A 19006-nucleotide genomic window follows, 5' to 3' on the forward strand; every position below is an offset into this window, starting at 1 on the left:
AGACCATTGGTATGGCGGTTACGTTACGAGGAACCAAAGATGTGGAAGACAGTAACGGCGATTCTAGCTGGCGGTATTCTGTGTAACAGCGCGGATGCTACGCCGCCCCAATGTAATCTTTCCGCTGTCGATGCGGCGCACGTCGGCACCGATTGTCAACGCGCCTGGATGGACAGGAACCTGAAGCTCAACGATGTCGTGACCGTCGGCACGCACAACAGCTACAAGACCGCAATTCCTGAAAAGCTTCTGACTATGATCCGCACGGCCAGCGCAGAGCGCGCCGACGAGATCGACTATCGGCATCGTCCGCTGTCGGAACAGTTGGACGCAGGCGTTCGTCAGCTTGAGATCGATGTCTACCGCGATCCCGAGGGAGGGCGCTATCTCTATCCCGCTGGACTGCGAGCGGTTGGCGCAACGCTCGATCCAGCACGGCGTGCGGCGCTGACGGAGCCGGGCTTAAAGGTTATGCACATTCAGGATATTGATGTCCTCGGCGCCTGCGTGACCTTCCGGGCTTGCCTCGGCATCGTCCGGCGCTGGTCGCTGGCCCATCGCGACCATGCGCCCATCCTGTTGATGGTCAACGCCAAGACCGATCGATCGCCGTTCCCTGACGGCGTGGACGCCTTACCTTTTGATGCCGCCGCCTTCGATGCGCTGGATCAGGAAGTGCGCGCGGTGTTTCCGCCCCAGGCGCTGATTACGCCCGACGATGTGCAAGGTCGCTATCCCACTCTGCGAGACGCGGTGCTCCATGACGCCTGGCCGACCCTTGGACAAGCGCGTGGAAAAGTGCTCTTCGCCCTCGACGAGGACCCGGCCAAGGTCGCCGTCTATCGCGGCAACCGGCAGTCACTGGAAGGCCGGGTATTCTTTGTGAATACCGACGAGAGTTCGCCTGCGGCCGCGTATCTGACCCTTAACGACCCCATCGCGGAGGCGGAGCATATTCGAAAGGCAGTTGCGGCCGGCTTCATCGTTCGCACCCGCGCTGATTCGGGCACAGTCGAAGCGCGCGGTAATGACACCATACGGCGCGATGCGGCGCTCGCGTCCGGAGCACAATTCGTCTCGACGGATTACATTTGGCCAGAGCCCCGGCTTAAGAACGGCTATCACGTGCGCTTGCCCGACGGGGCTGCGATGCTGTGCAATCCGGTGCGGGCAGCCCGTCGATGTGCCGGCACAGCGGTCGAGACGCCGAGACGGACGGATACTTCCTATCTTTCGGCGGAAAACATACCTGACAGCATCCGCATACTGCCACCGCCGCCAGCAGCGGCTAGTCCAAGGGCCCAACTGGACCATGATGTGTTCATGGAGACTCGCGCATTGCGGGGTTCGCCGCGTTGGGAGGTTGCGACATCGGACGTCGACACAGGACCCTTCGAGCATTTTTCCTGCGCACTAGGAGCCAAACTGACCGCCCAATCGGCTCCCGCATTGGCGCGTCTCTTGGACCGGGCCGGTACCGCCGGACTAGTCGACCCGGTTAAGCAATATTATCGCACAGCACGCCCCTATATTGGCTCGATGGCGCCAATCTGTCAGGCCAAAACCGCAAGCCTCGCCGCCAATGGCGATTATCCGTCGGGCCACACTGCGAATGGTTGGATGGAGGCGCTAATTCTTGCCGAACTCGTGCCCGACCGGGCGGCCGAGATTTTAGCGCGCGGACGTGCCTTCGGCGAAAGCCGCATCATTTGTGGCGCGCATAGCCTTAGCGCGGTCCAGGCAGGTTGGCTGGCAGGTGCCGCTGCTACCGCGGTCCTGCATGGTTCAGCAGCGTTTCGCGCCGATATGGAGGCGACGCGCGAAGAGGTGGCGAAGATACGCGAGCATGCGCCTCCCCCAGACCCCACGGTATGTCGCGCGCAGACCGAGGCGCTAGCAAAAGCGGCTTACTGACTGTATTTTGGTATAGTCCAGTTATTTGAGCCGCCCCAAGCTCTACGATCCTCGCCGATTTCCCAGTAGCATGCGGTGAAGAATTCGTAAATTTAGCTGCCTACTATGTTTTATCTGGGTTCTACGATCACTGTCACGGAGATGTCTTGCCAACCTGCTTTAGGCTTCTGGTCCATACCAATTATGCGGGGGCATTTTATGACGACCCATTGTTTCGTTCCGGCCAAGTACCGAAATCTTAAAAGCTTTTTGCTGGCCACTGTCGCGGTCATCACTGTCGCCAATCCACGACTCGCTCTCGCGCAAGTGGCCAGCGATGGTTCGACTTCGGAGATCGTCGTTACCGGCTATCGGGAGTCGCTGAGCAAAGCGCGCGACATCAAGAAAGAAGCTACAATTCAGAAGGACGTGATCGTCGCCGAAGACATGGCGAAGTTCCCCGAACTCAATTTGGCTGAATCGCTACAGCGCATCGCAGGTGTCCAGATCACAAGAGAAGCGGGCGAAGGTCGTCGCATATCACTGCGCGGCCTCGGCCCGGATTTCGCGCGCGTTCAGCTCAACGGCATGGAAGTGCTGGGCAATGTCGACTCCGCGCAGGATAGCCGCGGCCAGCGCACCCGCGACCGTGCGTTCGACTTCAATATCTTCGCCTCGGAACTGTTCTCGCGCGTTGAAGTGGAAAAGACGTTCCAGGCGGCGCAGAAGGAAGGCGGCATGGCCGGCACGGTCGGTCTGTTCACCGGCAAGCCATTTGATTACGCATCTGGTACCAAGGGCGCCCTGGTAGGCAAGCTCGGCACGAACGAGTATACCAAGGATGCCCAGCCGCGCGTTGCCGCGCTTCTCAGCCATAATTGGGACAATAAATTCGGCGTCCTGGTTTCCGTGGCCTATTCGCGCCGCAAGACCACGGAGCAGGGACATAACACCTACAACTATAGTCAATTGGGCAAGTCGGAACTTGTTAATGGGGTCCTAACTGGCGATGCTCCTGACCTGGTTAATGCTGGCCTGGATATCTCCCGCCTTTCGGCTGCGCAGCAGGCACGGTTCCTTGCGGGCGACCTCTATTTCGCCGATGGCAACCGCATTTCCTCCTGGAACGCGAAGCAGGAACGTCTGGGCGTTACCGCTGCGGTGCAGTGGCAACCTTCAGACGATGTGCTGTTCACACTGGACGGCTTGTACGGCCAACTCACCACCCATCGCAGCGAGTTGCACCTTGCCACGCGACCGATCAAAGGTTTCGGCTCCACCGCCCTGGAAACTGCGGCTGGCAACCCTTGGCCGGCCCTGTTCAAGACTAATTCGGTCCTCAACGATTTTACCGTGGACAGCAGCAACTATGTAACCAGGACCGACGTCTCCAACACGACGTTCGGCAGCGAAAACCGCCGGTCGCTGAACAAGACCCGTTTCCGGTCGATCGAGCTGACCGGCAAGTGGGATGTGTCGGATACGCTGACCGTCGACGGGCATGTCGGCTATCAGAAATCGACTTACAAGACGCCCTATGACGACAAGTTCTACATGCGCGCCAAGGGCAACCTGATCGCCGACTATGGCATGGATGGGCGTTCGGCTTCGTTCGAATATCCGGGTACGGATCTGACCGATCCGAAAAATTACACAATGGATGATTTTTACTACCGCGCCTTCAACAATGAATCGGAGTTGAAGGAGGGCGTGCTTAACCTCCAGTATAAGATCAGCGAAGATCTCACTCTTCGGGCGGGCGGCGCTTACCACCACTTCAAACAGGATGGTCAGGATCTCTTCTATGACAGCAATGTCAACGGGACTCGGCCCAAGACGCGGGGAACATCCGTCGTCGACATTACAGACGTGTTCAAGAACGAGTTCGGTTCGTGGCTGATCGGGAATTACGCCAAGGGCTTCGCAAAATATAACGAGTATCACCGGCTGGAGAAGAACAAGGACGGCTCAGGTTCTGCGCTTCAGGACATCGAGAATGTCTATACAACAACTGAAGAGACCGAGTCTGGTTATGTCCAGATGGATTGGGACACGCAGCTTGGCGACATGCGCTTCCGCGGCAATGTCGGTGCGCGCGGCTATCATACCAAAACGCACAGCACCGGCTGGATCCAGGGCGACAGCTATGCCTATCTGGGTACCACGGACGTGGAAGGCAGCTACTCAGGCGTACTGCCCGCAATGAACGCGGTGTTGGAGCTTACGCCAGAGATGCTGGTACGATTTGCCGCATCGCAGAATTTGAACCGTCCGGGTCTGGGCTCGATCGCAGCTGAGGGAACTGCCTTCAAGAACGACGATAATGGTGAGATCACAGTGTCGCGCGGCAATCCCAACCTCAAGCCCTACAAAGACACAACGATCGACGTCTCTGCCGAATATTATTTTGGCAAGGTCGGCCTGCTGTCGGCAAGTGTGTTCAAAAAGTGGATCAAGAACTTCATCTCATCTGACACACTCCACGACATTCCCTTCAGCGAAACCGGTGTCCCGTTCACCACGATCCCCGGCGCGACGGCCAATACAATCGTCACGGATTTTAATGTACCGATCAACGTGTCGGGGACGAAGAGCCTCACCGGTGTAGAAGTGGCCGCACAGGCGCAATTCTCCTTCTTGCCCGCGCCCTTCGACGGCTTGGGTGTGGTGGCGAACTTTACCTATGTCGATGCGCCCAAGGAGATTACAGGCATTTCCAAAACTAGCTATAACGCGACGCTTTATTATGAAACCGATCGCTGGGGTCTCCGTGGCTCGCTGAGCCACCGCGCCCGCTATTACACGGGGCGGAATGACGATGTGATGAGTGCGGATACGCGCGGTTTTGAAGGGACGACCTATGTCGACGCATCGGCCTTCATAAACGTCACCAAGGAGATCCAGCTCACATTGAATGCGATCAACTTGACGAACCAGAAGGATACGCAGTTCTGGGGCCAGAACCGCTATCTTTACAATCAGAACCAAAGCGGCACGACCTATATGGCCGGGTTTAGCTTCAAGTTCTGAGACGACCGCCTATACCACACTGCGCTCCCCTCCCATGAGGGGAGCGCTTTTACATGTGACAGAGAAATGATTGTTTCGCATCGCCACCGCTTCATTTTCGCGGCCGTGCCCAAGACCGGCACGCATGCCGTGCGACAGGCGCTGCGCGAGCAGATGGGCGACGAGGATGTCGAACAGGTGGGCCTGTTCGTGAACAGGCGCTTCCCGTGGGCCGATTTGGCGGCGATCCAGCATGGTCACCTTTCGCTGCAACAGGTGCGCCCCTACCTCGGTGAGGAGGCGTTTGCCGACTATTTCAAGTTCGCTTTCGTACGCAATCCCTTCGATCGCTTCATTTCCTATTGTGCTTTCATGCTGCGCGGCGGCAATGATTTTCAACTGCGGCCGCAAGAGGTTATGCGCCATTTTCTGTTCCGCAATCCGCAGAACGACCATATCCTGTTTCAGCCGCAGGCGTCACTGCTCGTGGATGAGAATGGCACAACACTACTCACCGATGCCGTCGGACGCGTCGAGGATATGCAAACATCCTTTGACGCCATCTGCGCGCATATCGGCATGGCGTCGCGTCCGCTCGACCGAGTCAACGGTACCAGGCATGACGACTATCGCTGCTACTATGATAAAGCCCTGATCGACGGCGTCACTGCTCGCTACGCGCAGGATTTGGACTTGTTCGGCTACAGTTTTGAAGGCGTGCGATGAGCCCTGCTGCCAACCCAAGAAAGACCCCGACAGTGCGCGCGCTTGGCTGCGTGGATATTGCGGCGTTGCAAGCGGCGGTGCTGGCGATTCCAGAGGAGGTTTGGTGCGCGGAAAATGCCGCTAAGCCCAACAAGTTTGAGGCGCTGGATGCGACCCGCCACATTGTGTTTCGCTTCATAGACAGTCCCCGCGATTGGCGTAGCTCGCATGATCGCTCGATGTGGCCCCAATGGCGCGCGCTGCTGGAGCCGGTGCTGGCGCAGGCCGTCTTCGCCTACGGTTATGCGCAGGGTGTATTCCCGCGGGTCATGCTTGCCCGGATGGCGGCGGGCGGCGTGATCCACCCGCACATCGATGCTAATCCCGCGGCGAAATGGCCACATAAGATTCATGTTCCGCTCGTCACCAATGCCGACGTAATATCCTTCTTCGGCGGTGAGGAACGCCATTTCCGGAGAGGTGAAGCAGTAGAGGTCAATAATCTCGCTGCCCATTGGGTGCGCAATGGTGGTGACACTGACCGCATCCACCTGATTTTTGAATATTATGATGCCGACCAGCCTGACCCAGCCTGGTTGGAGCGGTTCCTGCTCGCCAGCGCGGCACGATGAATAGCTTGCGCCGCTCAGACGAGCGCGATGCTCTCATGCACGAGATCAGAGACCTGCGCGCACGTGCGTGCGTACCGGAAGCCTTGGCCCTGCTTGCCCGGCTGGAGGCGCTGCACCCCCGGTTTAGTCGCCTGTATCAGGAGCGCGGCCACTGCCATGTTCTGCTGGGCGATGCGCCAGCGGCGATTAAGGCCCTTCAGGAGGCTGTCCGCCTCAACCCGACGCTGCCGGCAAGCTGGGATATGTTGTCCCAGCTTTATAGTATGCTAGGCGATACCGTCCAGGCGTCTGTGGCGGAGCGGCATCTCACTATGCTGGGACAGCTCCCGCCCGAAATCGTGATGGCGAACAGCCTGAGTGCAGATGGCGACCTCGCACCGGCCGAGGAGGTCATCCGCAGTTATCTCGATAAAGATCGTGACAATCTGGGTGCCCTTCGCCTGCTGGCGCGTATTTGCCAAGATCGAGACGCGCCGGAGGAAGCGGAGGCATTGCTCATATCGGTCCTGGAACACGCGCCGGACTATCACGCGGCCCGCCTCGACTATGCCATGTTGCTGATGCAACAGCAGAAGCATGTTCAGGCTCGGCGAGAGGCCGAGCACCTGCTCCGGCACGAACCCGACAATCGCGACTATCTGAAACAATATGCTGCGGCGTGCATCGGGATGGGCGACCATGAACCGGTAATCGATCTCTATGAAAAGCTGTTGGCTCACCGCCCCCTTTCTCCCAACGAAGTCGCCGATCTGCGTCTTTGGCGAGCGAATGCGCTGAAAATTACCGGTCGTCTGCACGACGCTATTGCCGATTATCGCGCTTCCCTTGCGGCGCGCCGAGACTATGGCGTGGCTTGGTTCAGCCTTGCCAATCTTAAAGTCTATCGCTTCTCCCTGGATGACATTGAGCACATGCGCGCTGCAGAATTTCACACAGGCACGCAGGAAATGGACCGCATCTACCTGTGTTTCGCTCTCGGCAAGGCATTGGAAGACAGTGGCGATCATGCGTCATCCTGGCTTTATTATGCGCGCGGCAATGCGCTTCGAAGGAACGCCAGCCGCTATCGACCTGAGGGTGCAGCCGCTTGCGCGCTTCAAGTGAAGCAGGTCTTCAATGCGGATTTCTTCGCCGCTCGAGCAGGCTGGGGCTTGAACGAGGGGGCGCCCATCTTCATCCTGGGGTTGCCCCGTTCGGGATCGACCTTGATCGAGCAGATACTGGCGTCTCATACCCAAGTGGAGGGCACGCAAGAACTGAACGAAATTGGTCGATATGTCAGCGAACTTTGCGGTGCAGATGCCTATTGCGGCCTGCCGGTTGACCCGCAGGCCGTGCAGCAGCTTACATCTGCCGATGCCAAGGCACTCGGCGAGCGCTTTCTTTCGGACACGCAAACCTATCGCAGGCTGGGCCGCCCCTTCTTCATCGACAAGATGCCTAACAATTTCTGGCATATCGGATTGATTCATCTAATCCTGCCAGGCTCGACAATCATCGACGTGCGGCGCGAACCCATGGCTTGCTGTTTCAGCAATCTCAAACAGTTGTTCGGGACTACGAACCAGGAATTCACTTATGGCGTCAACGACATTGCTAGCTACTACCGCACCTATCTCGATGTCATGCGCCATTGGGACGAAATACTGCCGGGCCGAGTGTTGAAGGTGCGGTATGAGGATGTAGTCGAAGATCTCGAAGGCATTGCCCGGAAAATGCTGGAGCATATCGGCCTGCCCTTCGAACCTGCGTGCCTTGCTTTCCACCGGACGCGGCGTAGCGTGCGCACGCCCAGTTCTGAGCAAGTGCGCCAGCCCATCGGCCGCGATGGTCTGACGCAATGGCGGCACTATGCGCCTTGGCTGGCCCCGCTTCGAGAGGCGCTGGGCGATGCACTGACGGAAGGGAGGGCCTGATGCGGCTATCGCGCCCATTCTTCCAGCTTCCGATACTCTTCGATGTGGTGCGTTTGCAGGCCGAGGTCGCCGCCTTGCCAAGCGAGGCATGGGTAGCGCATCCGGATGCTGTCCCGGGCAACAGCGCGTCACGACTGATCAGCGTAGATGGCGTCGAGACGGATGACGTTCACGGGCAAATGCTGCCGACGCGCTGGCTTGGCACCATGCCTTATTTGCACCAGATCCTCGCCGGCTTTGGCGTTGTATGGGGTCGCTCACGGCTTATGCGCCTAGCGCCCGGCGCGCGCGTACCAGAGCATGCCGACATCAACTATCACTGGCATACGCGCGTGCGGATGCACATTCCGATTTTCACGCAGCCGGAGGTTCGTTTCCACTGCGACGGCCAATCGGTGCACATGGCCGCGGGAGAGGCTTGGATATTCGACAATTGGCGTCGGCATCATGTAGAAAACGGCTCTCAGGCGGCGCGGATCCATCTCGTCGCGGATACCAGCGGCACAGCAGCATTTTGGCAATTTGCCTGCGGGGAGCCCCCGCCTCGAGAGCAATGGCGTACGGTGGGCTGGCAACCGGAAAGGCGTTCGCAATTGCTCACCGAAGGCAACAAGCGCACGGCGATAATGCCGGCCGCCGAAGTGCAGCTGCTGGTCGATGATCTGTGCACCGAACTCTCGGCGGTGTCTGCGGAGGCGAAGACCCGCGCTGCGCCGTTCACGTTAGCCCTTGAGAGCTTCGTGTATGATTGGCGCCAGCTTTGCGCGCTCCACGGGATAGACGGTCGGGCGAGACCTGAGTTTCAGCGTCTTGCTGGGATCTTACACCAAAATGTTAAGCCGTTTGCTGAGGGGCTCGTCATGCGGACCAATAACGTCGGCGCTTTGCTGGTACTCGAAAAGCGTGTGCTCCAGCACTTGTTGGTGGATAAGGAGGCGCGGCTGAAGCCGTAGCTCCCGACATCGACCGGCTAGAACAGTCGTTTCCATGAACCATGGTCGAACCTCTGACGGACGAGCAGCCATTGTTGCCTGGCCATTTCGGGCGACAGGGCGTTGAGTAACAGGCTGGGAAACGCCAGCATGACGATCCCCCTCGGGGGGCCGGAGGGGCACAGCCGATCAGCGAGATCGAAAAGCGATGAAGGTTCCGTCATCGCGCATGCCCTCGCGCACCAGCGCTTCGAGTAATGGATCAGCGAGACTGTCCCATCGGTTAGTGCCAGGGCGGGCGTCCGCAGCCTTGATATCCACCATCGTGATCGAGTTGCAGAGCGGGCACCCCATCGCCGCGGTGGCGTTGAGCAGGTTCATGCCCAAGGCTCCCTTCGGTAGCTACTGCTCCCATTGGGGAATGTTGTGCTGGGCGATCAGTGAGGAGATGACGGCAACCACAAGCGGGGCACCGAAAAGCTTCTTCAGCCCCACGCGCGCTTTGGGCGCATCTTCGCGTGCTTCGGCGATCGTCATAAGCTTTGCGATCTAGCGCTCTTTGGCGGCGCCGGCGATCGGGACGAGTCGCCGAGGCGGAAGTCGGCTGTGATCGGGCACGGGCACGGCGATCGCATGATTTTGATGTTTGTTGGGCAATCGAGCGGTGTCGAGATGTCATCGGAGCGTCGCTTGACGCTCTCCAAGCTCTTGAAGATAGACCAGACAAGTCATGGGGACGGAGCGACGATCATCTGAATCGAACTAGGAGGATGCCATGCCTGTGCTGAGCTCATTTGGAACGCGCTATCCGTTCCACCCCTTTCCCACCGGCTGGTTCGCCGTCGGCTTCGCGGATGATCTGGCGCCGGGCGATGTCCGACCGCTCAAATATTTCGACAGCGATCTCGTCCTGTTCCGGACGCAGGGCGGCACCGCCGTCGTCATCGATGCGCACTGCCCACATCTGGGTGCGCATCTGGGCTATGACAGCAAGGTCGTTGGCGAGACCATCATTTGTCCATTCCATGCCTGGCGCTTCGATACGGGTGGCCGCTGTGTCGGCGTGCCCTTCGCCAAGGTGGTGCCGCCGCGTGCGCGCGTGCGTACTTGGCCGGTCGCTGAGCGCGGCGGCATGATCTTCATCTGGCACGATCTTGACGGTGCGCCGCCGCAATGGGAACTGCCGGTGTGGGACGAGCGTCGCAAGCGTCCCGGCGCCGGTTTCCGCAAGATGCACGATGATTTCGGTGCGGCACACCCGCAGGACGTGTTTGAGAACGGCGTCGATTTCGCGCATTTCCCTGGTGTGCATTCGACCGGCAAAGCGATCAGCGACGGCGCGATCATCACGGACGGGCCGCGCTTTTACAGCCCCGTGCGCATTCTGCCGATGGACTATGAGGGCCCCGTTTCTCCCGAAATCGGATCGACGGTTGAATCGGAGGTGTGGGGCGGTGGCCTTTCGCGCGTAGAAAGCCGCACACCGCACGCACCCGGCGTGATGACCATCTACTATGTCTCGGTTACGCCGGTGTATGCTGGCCTCAGCCATTATTACGTCCACCAGTTGTTCCTGATCGACGACGATTGCACCATGTCCGACGAGGCGATCGATCGCTTCACTAGCCTCGCCGCAGAACATGGTGAGAAGGAGCAGTGGAGCGACGGCAATATCTGGCCACACAAGAAAAATGTCGCCGAGCCTATGCTGAGTTCGGCGGATGGGCCCATCCTGAAATATCGTGAATGGTACAAGCAGTTCCACCCACGCGTAGAGCAACCAATCGCGGCGGAATAGCTATTCGAGCGTCACCGGCATCGTCTTGATCCCGCCGACGAAGTTGGACCGGAGCCGCTGCGGCGCTCCGGCCAGGTCGATTGCCGGAAAGCGGGTCAGGATTTCGTTGAGCACCGCACGCAGTTCGATCCGCGCCAGGTTGTTGCCAAGGCACGAATGCCGACCGAAGCCGAACGTCAAATGCCGGTTGGTCTTGCGCGCCAGATCGAAGCTGAAGGGCGCTTCGAACACAGCCTCATCGCGATTGGCCGACGGATAGAAAAGCACGACCTTCTCGTCCTTGGCGATGCGCTGGCCGGCGATCTCGACATCTTCGACTGCGGTCCGCGCCATGTAGATGATCGGCGTGACCCAGCGCAGCAGCTCCTCCACCCCGCTTGTCATCAGTTCGGGCTTGGAGGCGAGCGCGTTCATCGCGCTGCGATGCTCGATCAGCGCCAGCATCGCGCCGCTCGTCGCATTGCGCGTGGTCTCGTTGCCCGCGATTGCAAGCAGGAAGCAGAAGCCGAGGATTTGCATGTCCGAAAGCGGCTCGCCATCGATGCGCGCTTCGACCAGCAGGCTCACCAGATCGTCGCGTGGCGCAGCGCGGCGGGCAGTGATGAACTTCATGAAATAGCCGAACATCGCTTGCTGCGCGCCGACAATCGCGTCGCGCGGCAGCGCGACATCGCCATAATCGGGATCTTCGCTGCCGATCACGGCGTTGCTCCAAAGGTACATCTGGTCGCGATCGTCGGTCGGTACGCCAAGCAGCTCAAGGATCACGTCGAGCGGCAGCCGCATCGCGATTGCATCGACGAAATCGATTGGTCCCCCGCCGCCGGCAGCGGTGGCAACGCGTTGCGCTGCCACTTCATCCGCGATCAGGCGGCAGCGCTCGATGATATGCTCCTCAAGCGCACGCATGACGCTGGGCTTGAACCGTTCACGCAGGATGGTGCGGTTCTTTTCGTGTCCTGGCGGATCCATCGTCAGCATCAGTGGGACGCTCCGTGGTATCTCGCCGCCTTCCAGCATGTCACGGCGCATGATCGTCACGCCCTTGCCGCTGATGAAGCGCTTGCTGTCCATGCCGATCTCGCAAATGTCGGCATGGCGCGTAACCGCCCAGAAGGGTTCGCGCACCCCATCATCGACCCAGGCAACCGGCGTGTCGCGGCGCATCTGCGCCCAGATGTCGTGCGGATAACCGTGCTTCGCGAAATAATCGGGGTCGAAGCAATCGGGATTGGCCTGGATTCGCGTGCCGGTCATTGTTCGCTCCTAGTTAGTCAGCGTTAACTAGCGAAACCGGATGCAATGCGCTAGACGCCAGCGATGGCATCTGAACATCGCTCATCGTCCACAAAGCGAACGCGGCTGGCGCCCGACCTCAGGCGTGCAATGATCCTTGATGCTGCGACCGAAGTGTTTGCCGAGCAGGGTTATGAAGCCGGCAGCATCGACGCGATCGGCGCACGGATGGGGATCAGCGGACCCGCCATCTACCGGCATTTCGCCCGCAAGCAGGATATCGTCGTCGAACTGCTGGTGAAGGCGGTGGATGCGGCTCTTGCGGATGTTGCAATCGGTCCGGGCGAGCGCGTGGCCGTATCCGGTTTGAATGCCTTTGTAGCGAAGATGGTCGGGCGCGTGGCGGCCGAGCAGGATATGTTGGCCCTGTTGCACGCACACATGCCCGATCTTGATGCCGACAACCGCAACCGCGTCGTGGACGCACGCGATCGTTTGCTTGAACGCTGGTCGGGCGAGACTCATCGACATCGTCCGGAACTCGATCCCGATGCCTGCAAAATGCGCGTTTTGGCCTGTTTTGCGACCGTCGGCGCGCTCTGCGCGGTCGAGGCATCGTCGGAGACGATCGAACGATTGCTGTTCGCGCTCCTCTCGGCCTGAGCGCCTGATTCAATCTTCTAGGCCTTCATCCCGCCGAGAGCTGCTGATTTCCGCTGGGCGCTTCCGTAGTCCGTGCGCCGACGACGAGGGCGGCCATGAAACCGAGCAGTGAGAGAGCACCCACGACCGCGATCGTGTTGCGCAGCCCGATCGTAAGGACCAGCGGCCCGAGCACGATCGGATTGACGGCATCGGCAAGGAACTGGCTGCTCACCATCAGCCCCGCGGCCTGACCGCGCACCGCGCCCGATGCGCGCTGCAGCAGCAGGCTCGACTGATAGGGGAAGAGCCAGCCATTGCCGATCCCCAGGATCGCCAGCGCGATAGCTGCATGTACCATGCTCGTCGTCATGCCGAGCAGGACGAGGCCGCAGCCCATCACCATCAGGATCATCGCCGGCATGAAGCGCATGCCGATCCAGCCGCGCACTGCGGGGAACATCAGCGCTGCGACAACGATCATGATCTGGTTGACGCTCATCACCTGGGCGCGGCCACTGGAGGTCGTAATCCCCCCTTCAGCAAGGACGAAACTGGCCTGCGAATTGGTGGTGAAGGCCGTGAGATTGATGACGACGACGAAGAGGAAGACCGGCCACAGCGCAGAGATGGCCTGCCAGTTGCTTACCTCAGTCTTCTTGGCTGTAACAACTCGCGCTGTGGAAGGCTTGGTGAAGAACGCGGCGATTGCGAACAAGATCATGGCAAGGACCGGAAACACAAGAAAACTTGCTCTCCAGCCGAATAGGTCGGCGACGCGGCCGGAAATGAGCATGCTGACAATTGAAATCACGGATGCGGCGGCCATCGTCAAGCCGAGGATGCGGGGGCGGCGGTCGGGCGCTACGCGTTCACCGACAAGCGCCGTCGAGGCTGCTCCGATACACGCAGAAATGATGCCCATCAGCAGTCTCAGGACAATCAGGGTGGTAACATCGGCGAAATAGCCTAGCCCGCCGACAATGGCGTAGAGCACCAGCGCGCCGAGAAAAACCGTTCGCGCACGGATGTGCGAAAAGAGCATCGTCGACAGCACGCCACCGATCACCAGGCCGAGCATCGGCAGCGCAATGAGGATCTGCGTGGGAAGGCCGACGCTGCCGCCGCTCGGAATTTCCTTGGCAATGTTGGGAAGGATCGGGATCACGACCGTCAGCATCGTGCCGATCAGCAGCGAACCCGTCGCCAGCACACCAAGGCCGAGGGAATTCAGAAAAGTGCGTGGTCCGTATTCACCCACGAAATCTTCAGCGGAATCCACGTGCATGCAGCTAGCCCCCTCATAGACCCCCGTCAATTACGGGTGGCGATTGCGCTAGCTTACAGTTTTCGCAATAAATGATACCCACCCAGTCAGGATCGCTGACATCGAAAATGGCGAACGCTGGCCGAAATCAGCGCTTCGTCTGCGCGAAGGCATGATCCGCGACCAGCTCACCCGCCCTTCCTAGGCTGAAGCCAGCATCTCGGTAACCAGCGATATGAAATGCTGAGCCATGGGCGAAGTATTGCTGCGCGGCCAGATCATACTGAGAAGAACGACCGGTAGCAGAGACCGTCTGACGATGGCTTCATCGCCCAGTTCGCATTCAAGGTCCGAAATGCGCCGTGAAGCGCGGATTAGGCGATATTCAGCCGTTCGGCGGCGCGGTGCAGGTTTTGTTCTTCGGCAACCATCGGGAAAAACGGGAAATGTTCCGTGATAGGCAGCGCGTTGCGCTTTCGATCTGACGATTGGGTTCAAGCGATGCTGGCATGACAACATTATGGTACCTAATCGGCATTTGATGCCAGCCTCGTTGAGGGCGAGTTTACAGGGGACACTGTGAACCAGAGGTATTGATGCGTTTTTCACTGATATTCGAGGCGCAGACTGTCGATGCCTCAAGGCGCGGCGAGCGGCAGGTATTCGATGAGCTTGTCGAGCAGGCGATCCTGGCGGAAAATTTGGGTTTCGACGTTGTCTGGAGCGTTGAGCACACGTCGCTCACGCACTACGCCCACATGAGCGCGCCGGAGACGTTCCTGGCCTATATTGCTGGAAAGACCTCGCGTATTGGCATCGGTCATGGCGTCGTTTGCCTGATGCCAGCGATGAACCATCCCATCAAAGTTGCCGAGCGTATCGCGACGCTCGACATCCTATCTAAAGGGCGCGTGCATTTCGGCATCGGCAAGGGCGGCAGCCAGCAGGAAGCAGGGGCCTATGGCCATGACCTGAAGACCCTTCAGCCGATGATCGATGAGTCCATGTATCTCATCCCGAAAATGTTCGTGCAGGATGAGGTCGAGCACAACGGGACGTATTTCCAGATTCCGCCCCGACCGATCCATCCTAAGCCGTACCAGGAGCCACATCCGCCGATGTACATGGCGTGTACCAACTTGGAAACGCTGGCGCGCGCCGGGGAGCGCGGTCTGGGGGCGTTGGTGCTCGGTTTCGGTGGTCCTTCGGAAGTGGCTGCCAAGAACGACATCTATCGTACGGCTTGGGACAATCGTGCGCTCTGCGATCAGGTGGGCTATCGCCCCATTCAACATCTTGCGGCGCTTTGTCCGACTATCGTTCTAAACGATCGCGACGAAGCGCGCCGGATCGGCATTCGTGGTCAGCGCTATTTCTATGAGTCGCTGAATTATTGGTATGGTGGCGGTCCTCGCCCCGACCCCGATAGCTGGGGGAGCGAACTGGTCGAAGAGGGGACCAACCGGATCATTACGACACAGCTTGCGTCCGAAACGCTGACGATGGAGCTGAAGCCCGACGAAGGCGGGCGTCGCCCCAGCAACGGCATCCTGAGTGCCGATAATGCGTACGGGACGGTCGACGACTGTATCAACTATGTCGAACAACTGATTGCAGCGGGTGCCGACGAAATATTGTTCATGACCAACATGGGCACGGTACCGCAATGGGCGCAGCTTGAAACGCTGCGGAAAATTGGAACCTACGTCATTCCGCACTTCAGATGAATCAGACGCGGCTCTTGCTTGCTGGCCGCACGGCTGTCGTTACCGGAGCCGCTTCCGGTATCGGTCGGGCATTGGCGCTCGCTGCTGCGAAGCGTGGCATGGCCGTGGCGATGGCTGATCTCGACGACAACGGCCTGCGTGCCACGGAGGCTGGGGTTCGGGCGCTTGGGGCCGAGTGCGTGAGCGAAAGGGTGAGCGTCACGGACGCCGCAGCTTTGCATGCCTTTGCGGAACGGACGGAACAGGCCTTGCCGCCGGTTACTCTGCTGTTTGCCAATGCAGGAATCTTGCAGCTCGGCAGCCTGCTCAAGATGCCGATTTCCGAGCTGAAACGGCTGTTCGACGTCAACGTCTTTGGTGCGATCGCGACGGTCCAAGCTTTTGTGCCTCGCATGCGGGATCATGGTCCGGATGCACATATCGTTATCACCGGCTCAACCGGTTCCATGGCGAACTATGCTGATCTCGGCGGCTATTGCGCCGCCAAACACGCGCTTTGGCCAATTGCCGAAGCAATACGTAACGATCTTTCTGCGGCGGGTTCGACGATCGGAGTGTCGCTGCTGATGCCCGGTGCTGTTTCGACCGCAATTTTTGATCAAGCCGATCCGGATCGCGCTGCATCCGCCGAAACCATGACGCCCGATGAGGTAGCCGACATCGCTTTTCGAGGGATCGATCAGGGCGATTTCCTGATCCTGACGCATCCTTCGTTCATATCGCAGGCAAGCGCGCGGTTCGATGTCGCGCTCTGCGAATTGAAACGAGGCGCCCAAGTTTCCGCGACGGCATTTCGCACGCTGGTGGAGGTGCCAGGCTGACGGAGGGGGCAGCGCTAAATCTTGACGTAACAGTCGAAAAATCGACCAAAAAATGGAGAGAGGGGATAACCATGAAAGCAGTTTCCAAGAGCAGCGAATACAAACGCGGTCTGTTGCCGTTAGGGGCAGAGGCGTCGCTCTTTGCTATTGGCGTAGCGATGATGGCGCCTGTTTCCGCGGCTGCGGCCGAGGATCAGTCTGACGCGCCAGTGGCGCGCGCAAGCATCGAGGACATCATAGTCACGGCGCGTCGTCGCGAGGAGAGCGGGCAGGGGGCCCCTGTCTCAGTGACGGCGATCGGTGGGCAGCAGTTGAAGGATCTGGCCAGCGTTCGCCTGAGCGACATCGCGCAACTCGCGCCGAGCATAAAGATCACCACGGCATCGGGCAGCGCCAACGCGCCGGTGATCTTCATCCGCGGCATCGGCACCATAACCACTGCCATGTACGCCGAACCAGCGGTCGGCCTTTATGTAGATGGCGTCTACATGCCACGTCCGACCGGAAACGCATTCGACTTGCCCGACGTCGAGCGGCTTGAAGTGCTACGCGGCCCGCAGGGCACGTTGTTCGGTCGCAACACGACCGGCGGCGCCGTGCTGATCACCACCCAAGCGCCATCCGAGGAAGCAGGCGGCCGCGTTGAGCTGGGCTATGGCTCGAATAGCGAGATGCTGGTTAATGCGGTTCTGCAGACCGGAGAGATCGGCAACACCGGCTTCAAGGCCAAATTCGCCGGGCAGCTTCATAAGCGCAATGGATGGGTCAACTCGCCCGGCTTCAACCGTTCGGACTGGGGCGGCAACGAAAAGGCGTCCAATCTCAGCTTCGCGCTGCGTGGCGATATCGGCAAGCTCACAATCGACAACCGCTTCCGCTATTCGGAAATCGACAGCTTCACGAGCTGGCAGGTCATTGGTGGTACGCCCGCCGCGCTGACGGCTTACCGGAATGCGGCTGCGGCCAATCCGTCGGGGCCGCCGTTCCTGGTCAACACAAAGCCGCTCGATCTCAGCTATCGCGATCCGCGCCTGACCGGCAATGCCACGATCAGCGGCTGGGGCGATGTGCTGACGCTCGATTTGCTGATCAGCGACGCGCTGAACCTGAAATCGATCACCAGCTACAACAAGCTGGACCAAATGCTCGTCGGCCATCTGGGCGGCAGTTATGTTATCGGCACGGTGCTCAACCCCGCTATGCCGGGCAACCCGAAAGAACCCATCAGCGTACACGCATCGCCCTACAATCCCGGCCATCAGACGCAGTTCAGCCAGGAATTGCAACTCACCGGTGATCTGGGTCAGCTCAACTATCTGGCGGGTCTATTTTATTACAATGAAGACGTGAAAGAAAATGTGACGACGATTCTCGCGTCGGCGGTCGGCAGCAATTTCATTCGCGTCAACAGGAGCGTGACCTATTCGCAGAACACCAAATCATGGGCTGGATTTGGTCAACTCGGGTTCAAGCCAGCATTCCTGGACGACCGCCTCGAACTGACTGCCGGCTTGCGCTATACGAAGGACGATAAAAGCGAGACTTCTAATACGATCCAGACCACCACGACGACGTCCAACACCACGCAAAGCGGCAAGGACAGTTGGTACAATCTTGGCTACAGCTTTTCGGCGAGCTTCAAGTTTACGCCCGAAGTCATGTTGTACGGGCGCGTCGCGTCGAGCTATCGGGCCGGCGGGTTCAATAACATCGCGCTCGCGGCCCAGCCTTATAGCCCCGAAAAAGCCGTAAGCTACGAAGCCGGTCTGAAAACGGATATGTTTGATCGTCGCGTTCGCTTGAACGCTACGCTCTACAAGACAGACTATGACAATCTTCAGGTTAACCAGTTCATCAGCAACGGAACGACCTCAACCAACTTCATCGCCAACGCCGCCAAGGCTGCGTACAAGGGATTTGAAGTTGAAGGAACAGCGGTTCTTGGCCAGCATTTTCAGGTCGATGGCAATGTTTCCTATATCGATCCGGAATATAAGTCGTACTTCTTCGTCGTGAACGGAGTACTGACCGATATTAAGAGCACGGCGCATTTTTCCTACGTTCCGGAATGGACGTTCCACATAGGTGGGCAGGTCAAAACCTCCGAAACGGACTATGGCGCACTCACCTTCCGCGTTGATTACGCTCAAAAGAGCAGTACCGACCTGGCAAGCGTCGACCAGTTTTCGCCTGTCGTGAAGAACATCAGATCCGGTCGGGATATCAACCTTAGCGCACGTGTGATCTGGACGAAAATTCCAGTTAGCAGCAAGCTTAACCTGACGGCGCAAGCCTTTGTCGACAACCTGACGGACCAGCGATTTATTACTTTCGCGACTGACTTTACGTCGCTTGGGACCGCCGTCTTCAATCGGCCGCGCAATTTTGGTGTGCGCCTGATCGGCCAATTCTGACCGTCAAGCCGCTG

Annotated in this window: 15 protein-coding genes; 11 read left to right on the top strand and 4 right to left on the bottom strand. The window is 59.1% G+C overall.

Translation table 11 applies throughout. The features are described from left to right. Positions 1-39 precede the first annotated feature (39 nt). The 6 genes from LQ220_RS07400 to LQ220_RS07425 all read left to right on the top strand — a co-directional run bounded on the left by LQ220_RS07400 (position 40) and on the right by LQ220_RS07425 (position 9108). On the top strand, positions 40-1914 hold the full coding sequence (locus LQ220_RS07400; RefSeq protein WP_230187664.1) for a Ca2+-dependent phosphoinositide-specific phospholipase C: 1875 nt from the start codon (positions 40-42) through the stop codon (positions 1912-1914). A 198-nt stretch (positions 1915-2112) separates the two neighbouring features. Next, on the top strand, positions 2113-4923 hold the full coding sequence (locus LQ220_RS07405) for a TonB-dependent receptor (RefSeq protein WP_230187665.1): 2811 nt from the start codon (positions 2113-2115) through the stop codon (positions 4921-4923). Between the two features lie 66 nt (positions 4924-4989). Next, a complete protein-coding gene (locus LQ220_RS07410; RefSeq protein WP_230187666.1) occupies positions 4990-5628 on the top strand; it encodes a sulfotransferase family 2 domain-containing protein in 639 nt (212 codons plus the stop codon). Next, the gene (locus LQ220_RS07415) at positions 5625-6239 is read left to right on the top strand and encodes an aspartyl/asparaginyl beta-hydroxylase domain-containing protein (protein WP_230187667.1); all 615 of its coding nucleotides are present in this window, start codon (positions 5625-5627) and stop codon (positions 6237-6239) included. Before LQ220_RS07410 ends, LQ220_RS07415 begins: the two co-directional genes overlap by 4 nt. Before the next feature lie 35 nt (positions 6240-6274). Then, positions 6275-8155, top strand: coding sequence for a sulfotransferase (locus tag LQ220_RS07420; protein ID WP_230187668.1), 1881 nt, complete (start codon positions 6275-6277; stop codon positions 8153-8155). Continuing rightward, positions 8155-9108, top strand: a complete 954-nt coding sequence (locus LQ220_RS07425) for an aspartyl/asparaginyl beta-hydroxylase domain-containing protein (RefSeq protein ID WP_230187669.1) — start codon at positions 8155-8157, stop codon at positions 9106-9108. Before LQ220_RS07420 ends, LQ220_RS07425 begins: the two co-directional genes overlap by 1 nt. 168 nt (positions 9109-9276) lie before the next feature. Here the strand turns inward: LQ220_RS07425 and LQ220_RS07430 are convergent, their stop codons facing one another. After that, positions 9277-9468 carry a hypothetical protein gene (locus tag LQ220_RS07430; protein ID WP_230187670.1) on the bottom strand — a complete coding sequence of 64 codons (192 nt, stop codon included), beginning with the start codon at positions 9466-9468 and terminating at the stop codon, positions 9277-9279. 21 nt (positions 9469-9489) lie between these two features. Further along, on the bottom strand, positions 9490-9624 hold the full coding sequence (locus LQ220_RS24885) for a hypothetical protein (protein ID WP_290369023.1): 135 nt from the start codon (positions 9622-9624) through the stop codon (positions 9490-9492). Positions 9625-9862: 238 nt separating this feature from the next. On the opposite strand from LQ220_RS24885, the gene LQ220_RS07435 reads away from it, so the two are divergent. After that, complete coding sequence (locus LQ220_RS07435; RefSeq protein WP_230187671.1) at positions 9863-10885, top strand: Rieske 2Fe-2S domain-containing protein; 1023 nt, start codon at positions 9863-9865, stop codon at positions 10883-10885. Here the strand turns inward: LQ220_RS07435 and LQ220_RS07440 are convergent, their stop codons facing one another. Next, the gene (locus LQ220_RS07440; protein ID WP_230187672.1) at positions 10886-12142 is read right to left on the bottom strand and encodes a cytochrome P450; all 1257 of its coding nucleotides are present in this window, start codon (positions 12140-12142) and stop codon (positions 10886-10888) included. Between the two features lie 129 nt (positions 12143-12271). On the opposite strand from LQ220_RS07440, the gene LQ220_RS07445 reads away from it, so the two are divergent. Beyond that, positions 12272-12784: a helix-turn-helix domain-containing protein gene (locus tag LQ220_RS07445; RefSeq protein WP_230187673.1), complete on the top strand. Its 513-nt coding sequence runs from the start codon at positions 12272-12274 to the stop codon at positions 12782-12784. A 25-nt stretch (positions 12785-12809) separates the two neighbouring features. Here the strand turns inward: LQ220_RS07445 and LQ220_RS07450 are convergent, their stop codons facing one another. Beyond that, a complete protein-coding gene (locus LQ220_RS07450; RefSeq protein WP_230187674.1) occupies positions 12810-14051 on the bottom strand; it encodes an MFS transporter in 1242 nt (413 codons plus the stop codon). Between the two features lie 575 nt (positions 14052-14626). On the opposite strand from LQ220_RS07450, the gene LQ220_RS07455 reads away from it, so the two are divergent. From LQ220_RS07455 to LQ220_RS07465, 3 genes are all read left to right on the top strand, one after another. Next, the gene (locus tag LQ220_RS07455) at positions 14627-15757 is read left to right on the top strand and encodes an LLM class flavin-dependent oxidoreductase (RefSeq protein WP_230187675.1); all 1131 of its coding nucleotides are present in this window, start codon (positions 14627-14629) and stop codon (positions 15755-15757) included. Further along, a complete protein-coding gene (locus tag LQ220_RS07460) occupies positions 15754-16578 on the top strand; it encodes an SDR family NAD(P)-dependent oxidoreductase (protein WP_230187676.1) in 825 nt (274 codons plus the stop codon). Before LQ220_RS07455 ends, LQ220_RS07460 begins: the two co-directional genes overlap by 4 nt. 71 nt (positions 16579-16649) lie before the next feature. Next, positions 16650-18992, top strand: a complete 2343-nt coding sequence (locus tag LQ220_RS07465; RefSeq protein WP_230187677.1) for a TonB-dependent receptor — start codon at positions 16650-16652, stop codon at positions 18990-18992. Positions 18993-19006 lie beyond the last annotated feature (14 nt).

This window comes from Sphingobium sp. CECT 9361 (assembly GCF_918741285.1).
Classification (GTDB): domain Bacteria; phylum Pseudomonadota; class Alphaproteobacteria; order Sphingomonadales; family Sphingomonadaceae; genus Sphingobium.

Coding starts and splice junctions, on each gene's coding strand:
- LQ220_RS07400 (WP_230187664.1), top strand. CDS start 40: ATGTGGAAGACAGTAACGGCGATTCTAGCTGGCGGTATTCTGTGTAAC.
- LQ220_RS07405 (WP_230187665.1), top strand. CDS start 2,113: ATGACGACCCATTGTTTCGTTCCGGCCAAGTACCGAAATCTTAAAAGC.
- LQ220_RS07410 (WP_230187666.1), top strand. CDS start 4,990: ATGATTGTTTCGCATCGCCACCGCTTCATTTTCGCGGCCGTGCCCAAG.
- LQ220_RS07415 (WP_230187667.1), top strand. CDS start 5,625: ATGAGCCCTGCTGCCAACCCAAGAAAGACCCCGACAGTGCGCGCGCTT.
- LQ220_RS07420 (WP_230187668.1), top strand. CDS start 6,275: ATGCACGAGATCAGAGACCTGCGCGCACGTGCGTGCGTACCGGAAGCC.
- LQ220_RS07425 (WP_230187669.1), top strand. CDS start 8,155: ATGCGGCTATCGCGCCCATTCTTCCAGCTTCCGATACTCTTCGATGTG.
- LQ220_RS07430 (WP_230187670.1), bottom strand. CDS start 9,468: ATGAACCTGCTCAACGCCACCGCGGCGATGGGGTGCCCGCTCTGCAAC.
- LQ220_RS24885 (WP_290369023.1), bottom strand. CDS start 9,624: ATGACGATCGCCGAAGCACGCGAAGATGCGCCCAAAGCGCGCGTGGGG.
- LQ220_RS07435 (WP_230187671.1), top strand. CDS start 9,863: ATGCCTGTGCTGAGCTCATTTGGAACGCGCTATCCGTTCCACCCCTTT.
- LQ220_RS07440 (WP_230187672.1), bottom strand. CDS start 12,142: ATGACCGGCACGCGAATCCAGGCCAATCCCGATTGCTTCGACCCCGAT.
- LQ220_RS07445 (WP_230187673.1), top strand. CDS start 12,272: ATGATCCTTGATGCTGCGACCGAAGTGTTTGCCGAGCAGGGTTATGAA.
- LQ220_RS07450 (WP_230187674.1), bottom strand. CDS start 14,051: ATGCACGTGGATTCCGCTGAAGATTTCGTGGGTGAATACGGACCACGC.
- LQ220_RS07455 (WP_230187675.1), top strand. CDS start 14,627: ATGCGTTTTTCACTGATATTCGAGGCGCAGACTGTCGATGCCTCAAGG.
- LQ220_RS07460 (WP_230187676.1), top strand. CDS start 15,754: ATGAATCAGACGCGGCTCTTGCTTGCTGGCCGCACGGCTGTCGTTACC.
- LQ220_RS07465 (WP_230187677.1), top strand. CDS start 16,650: ATGAAAGCAGTTTCCAAGAGCAGCGAATACAAACGCGGTCTGTTGCCG.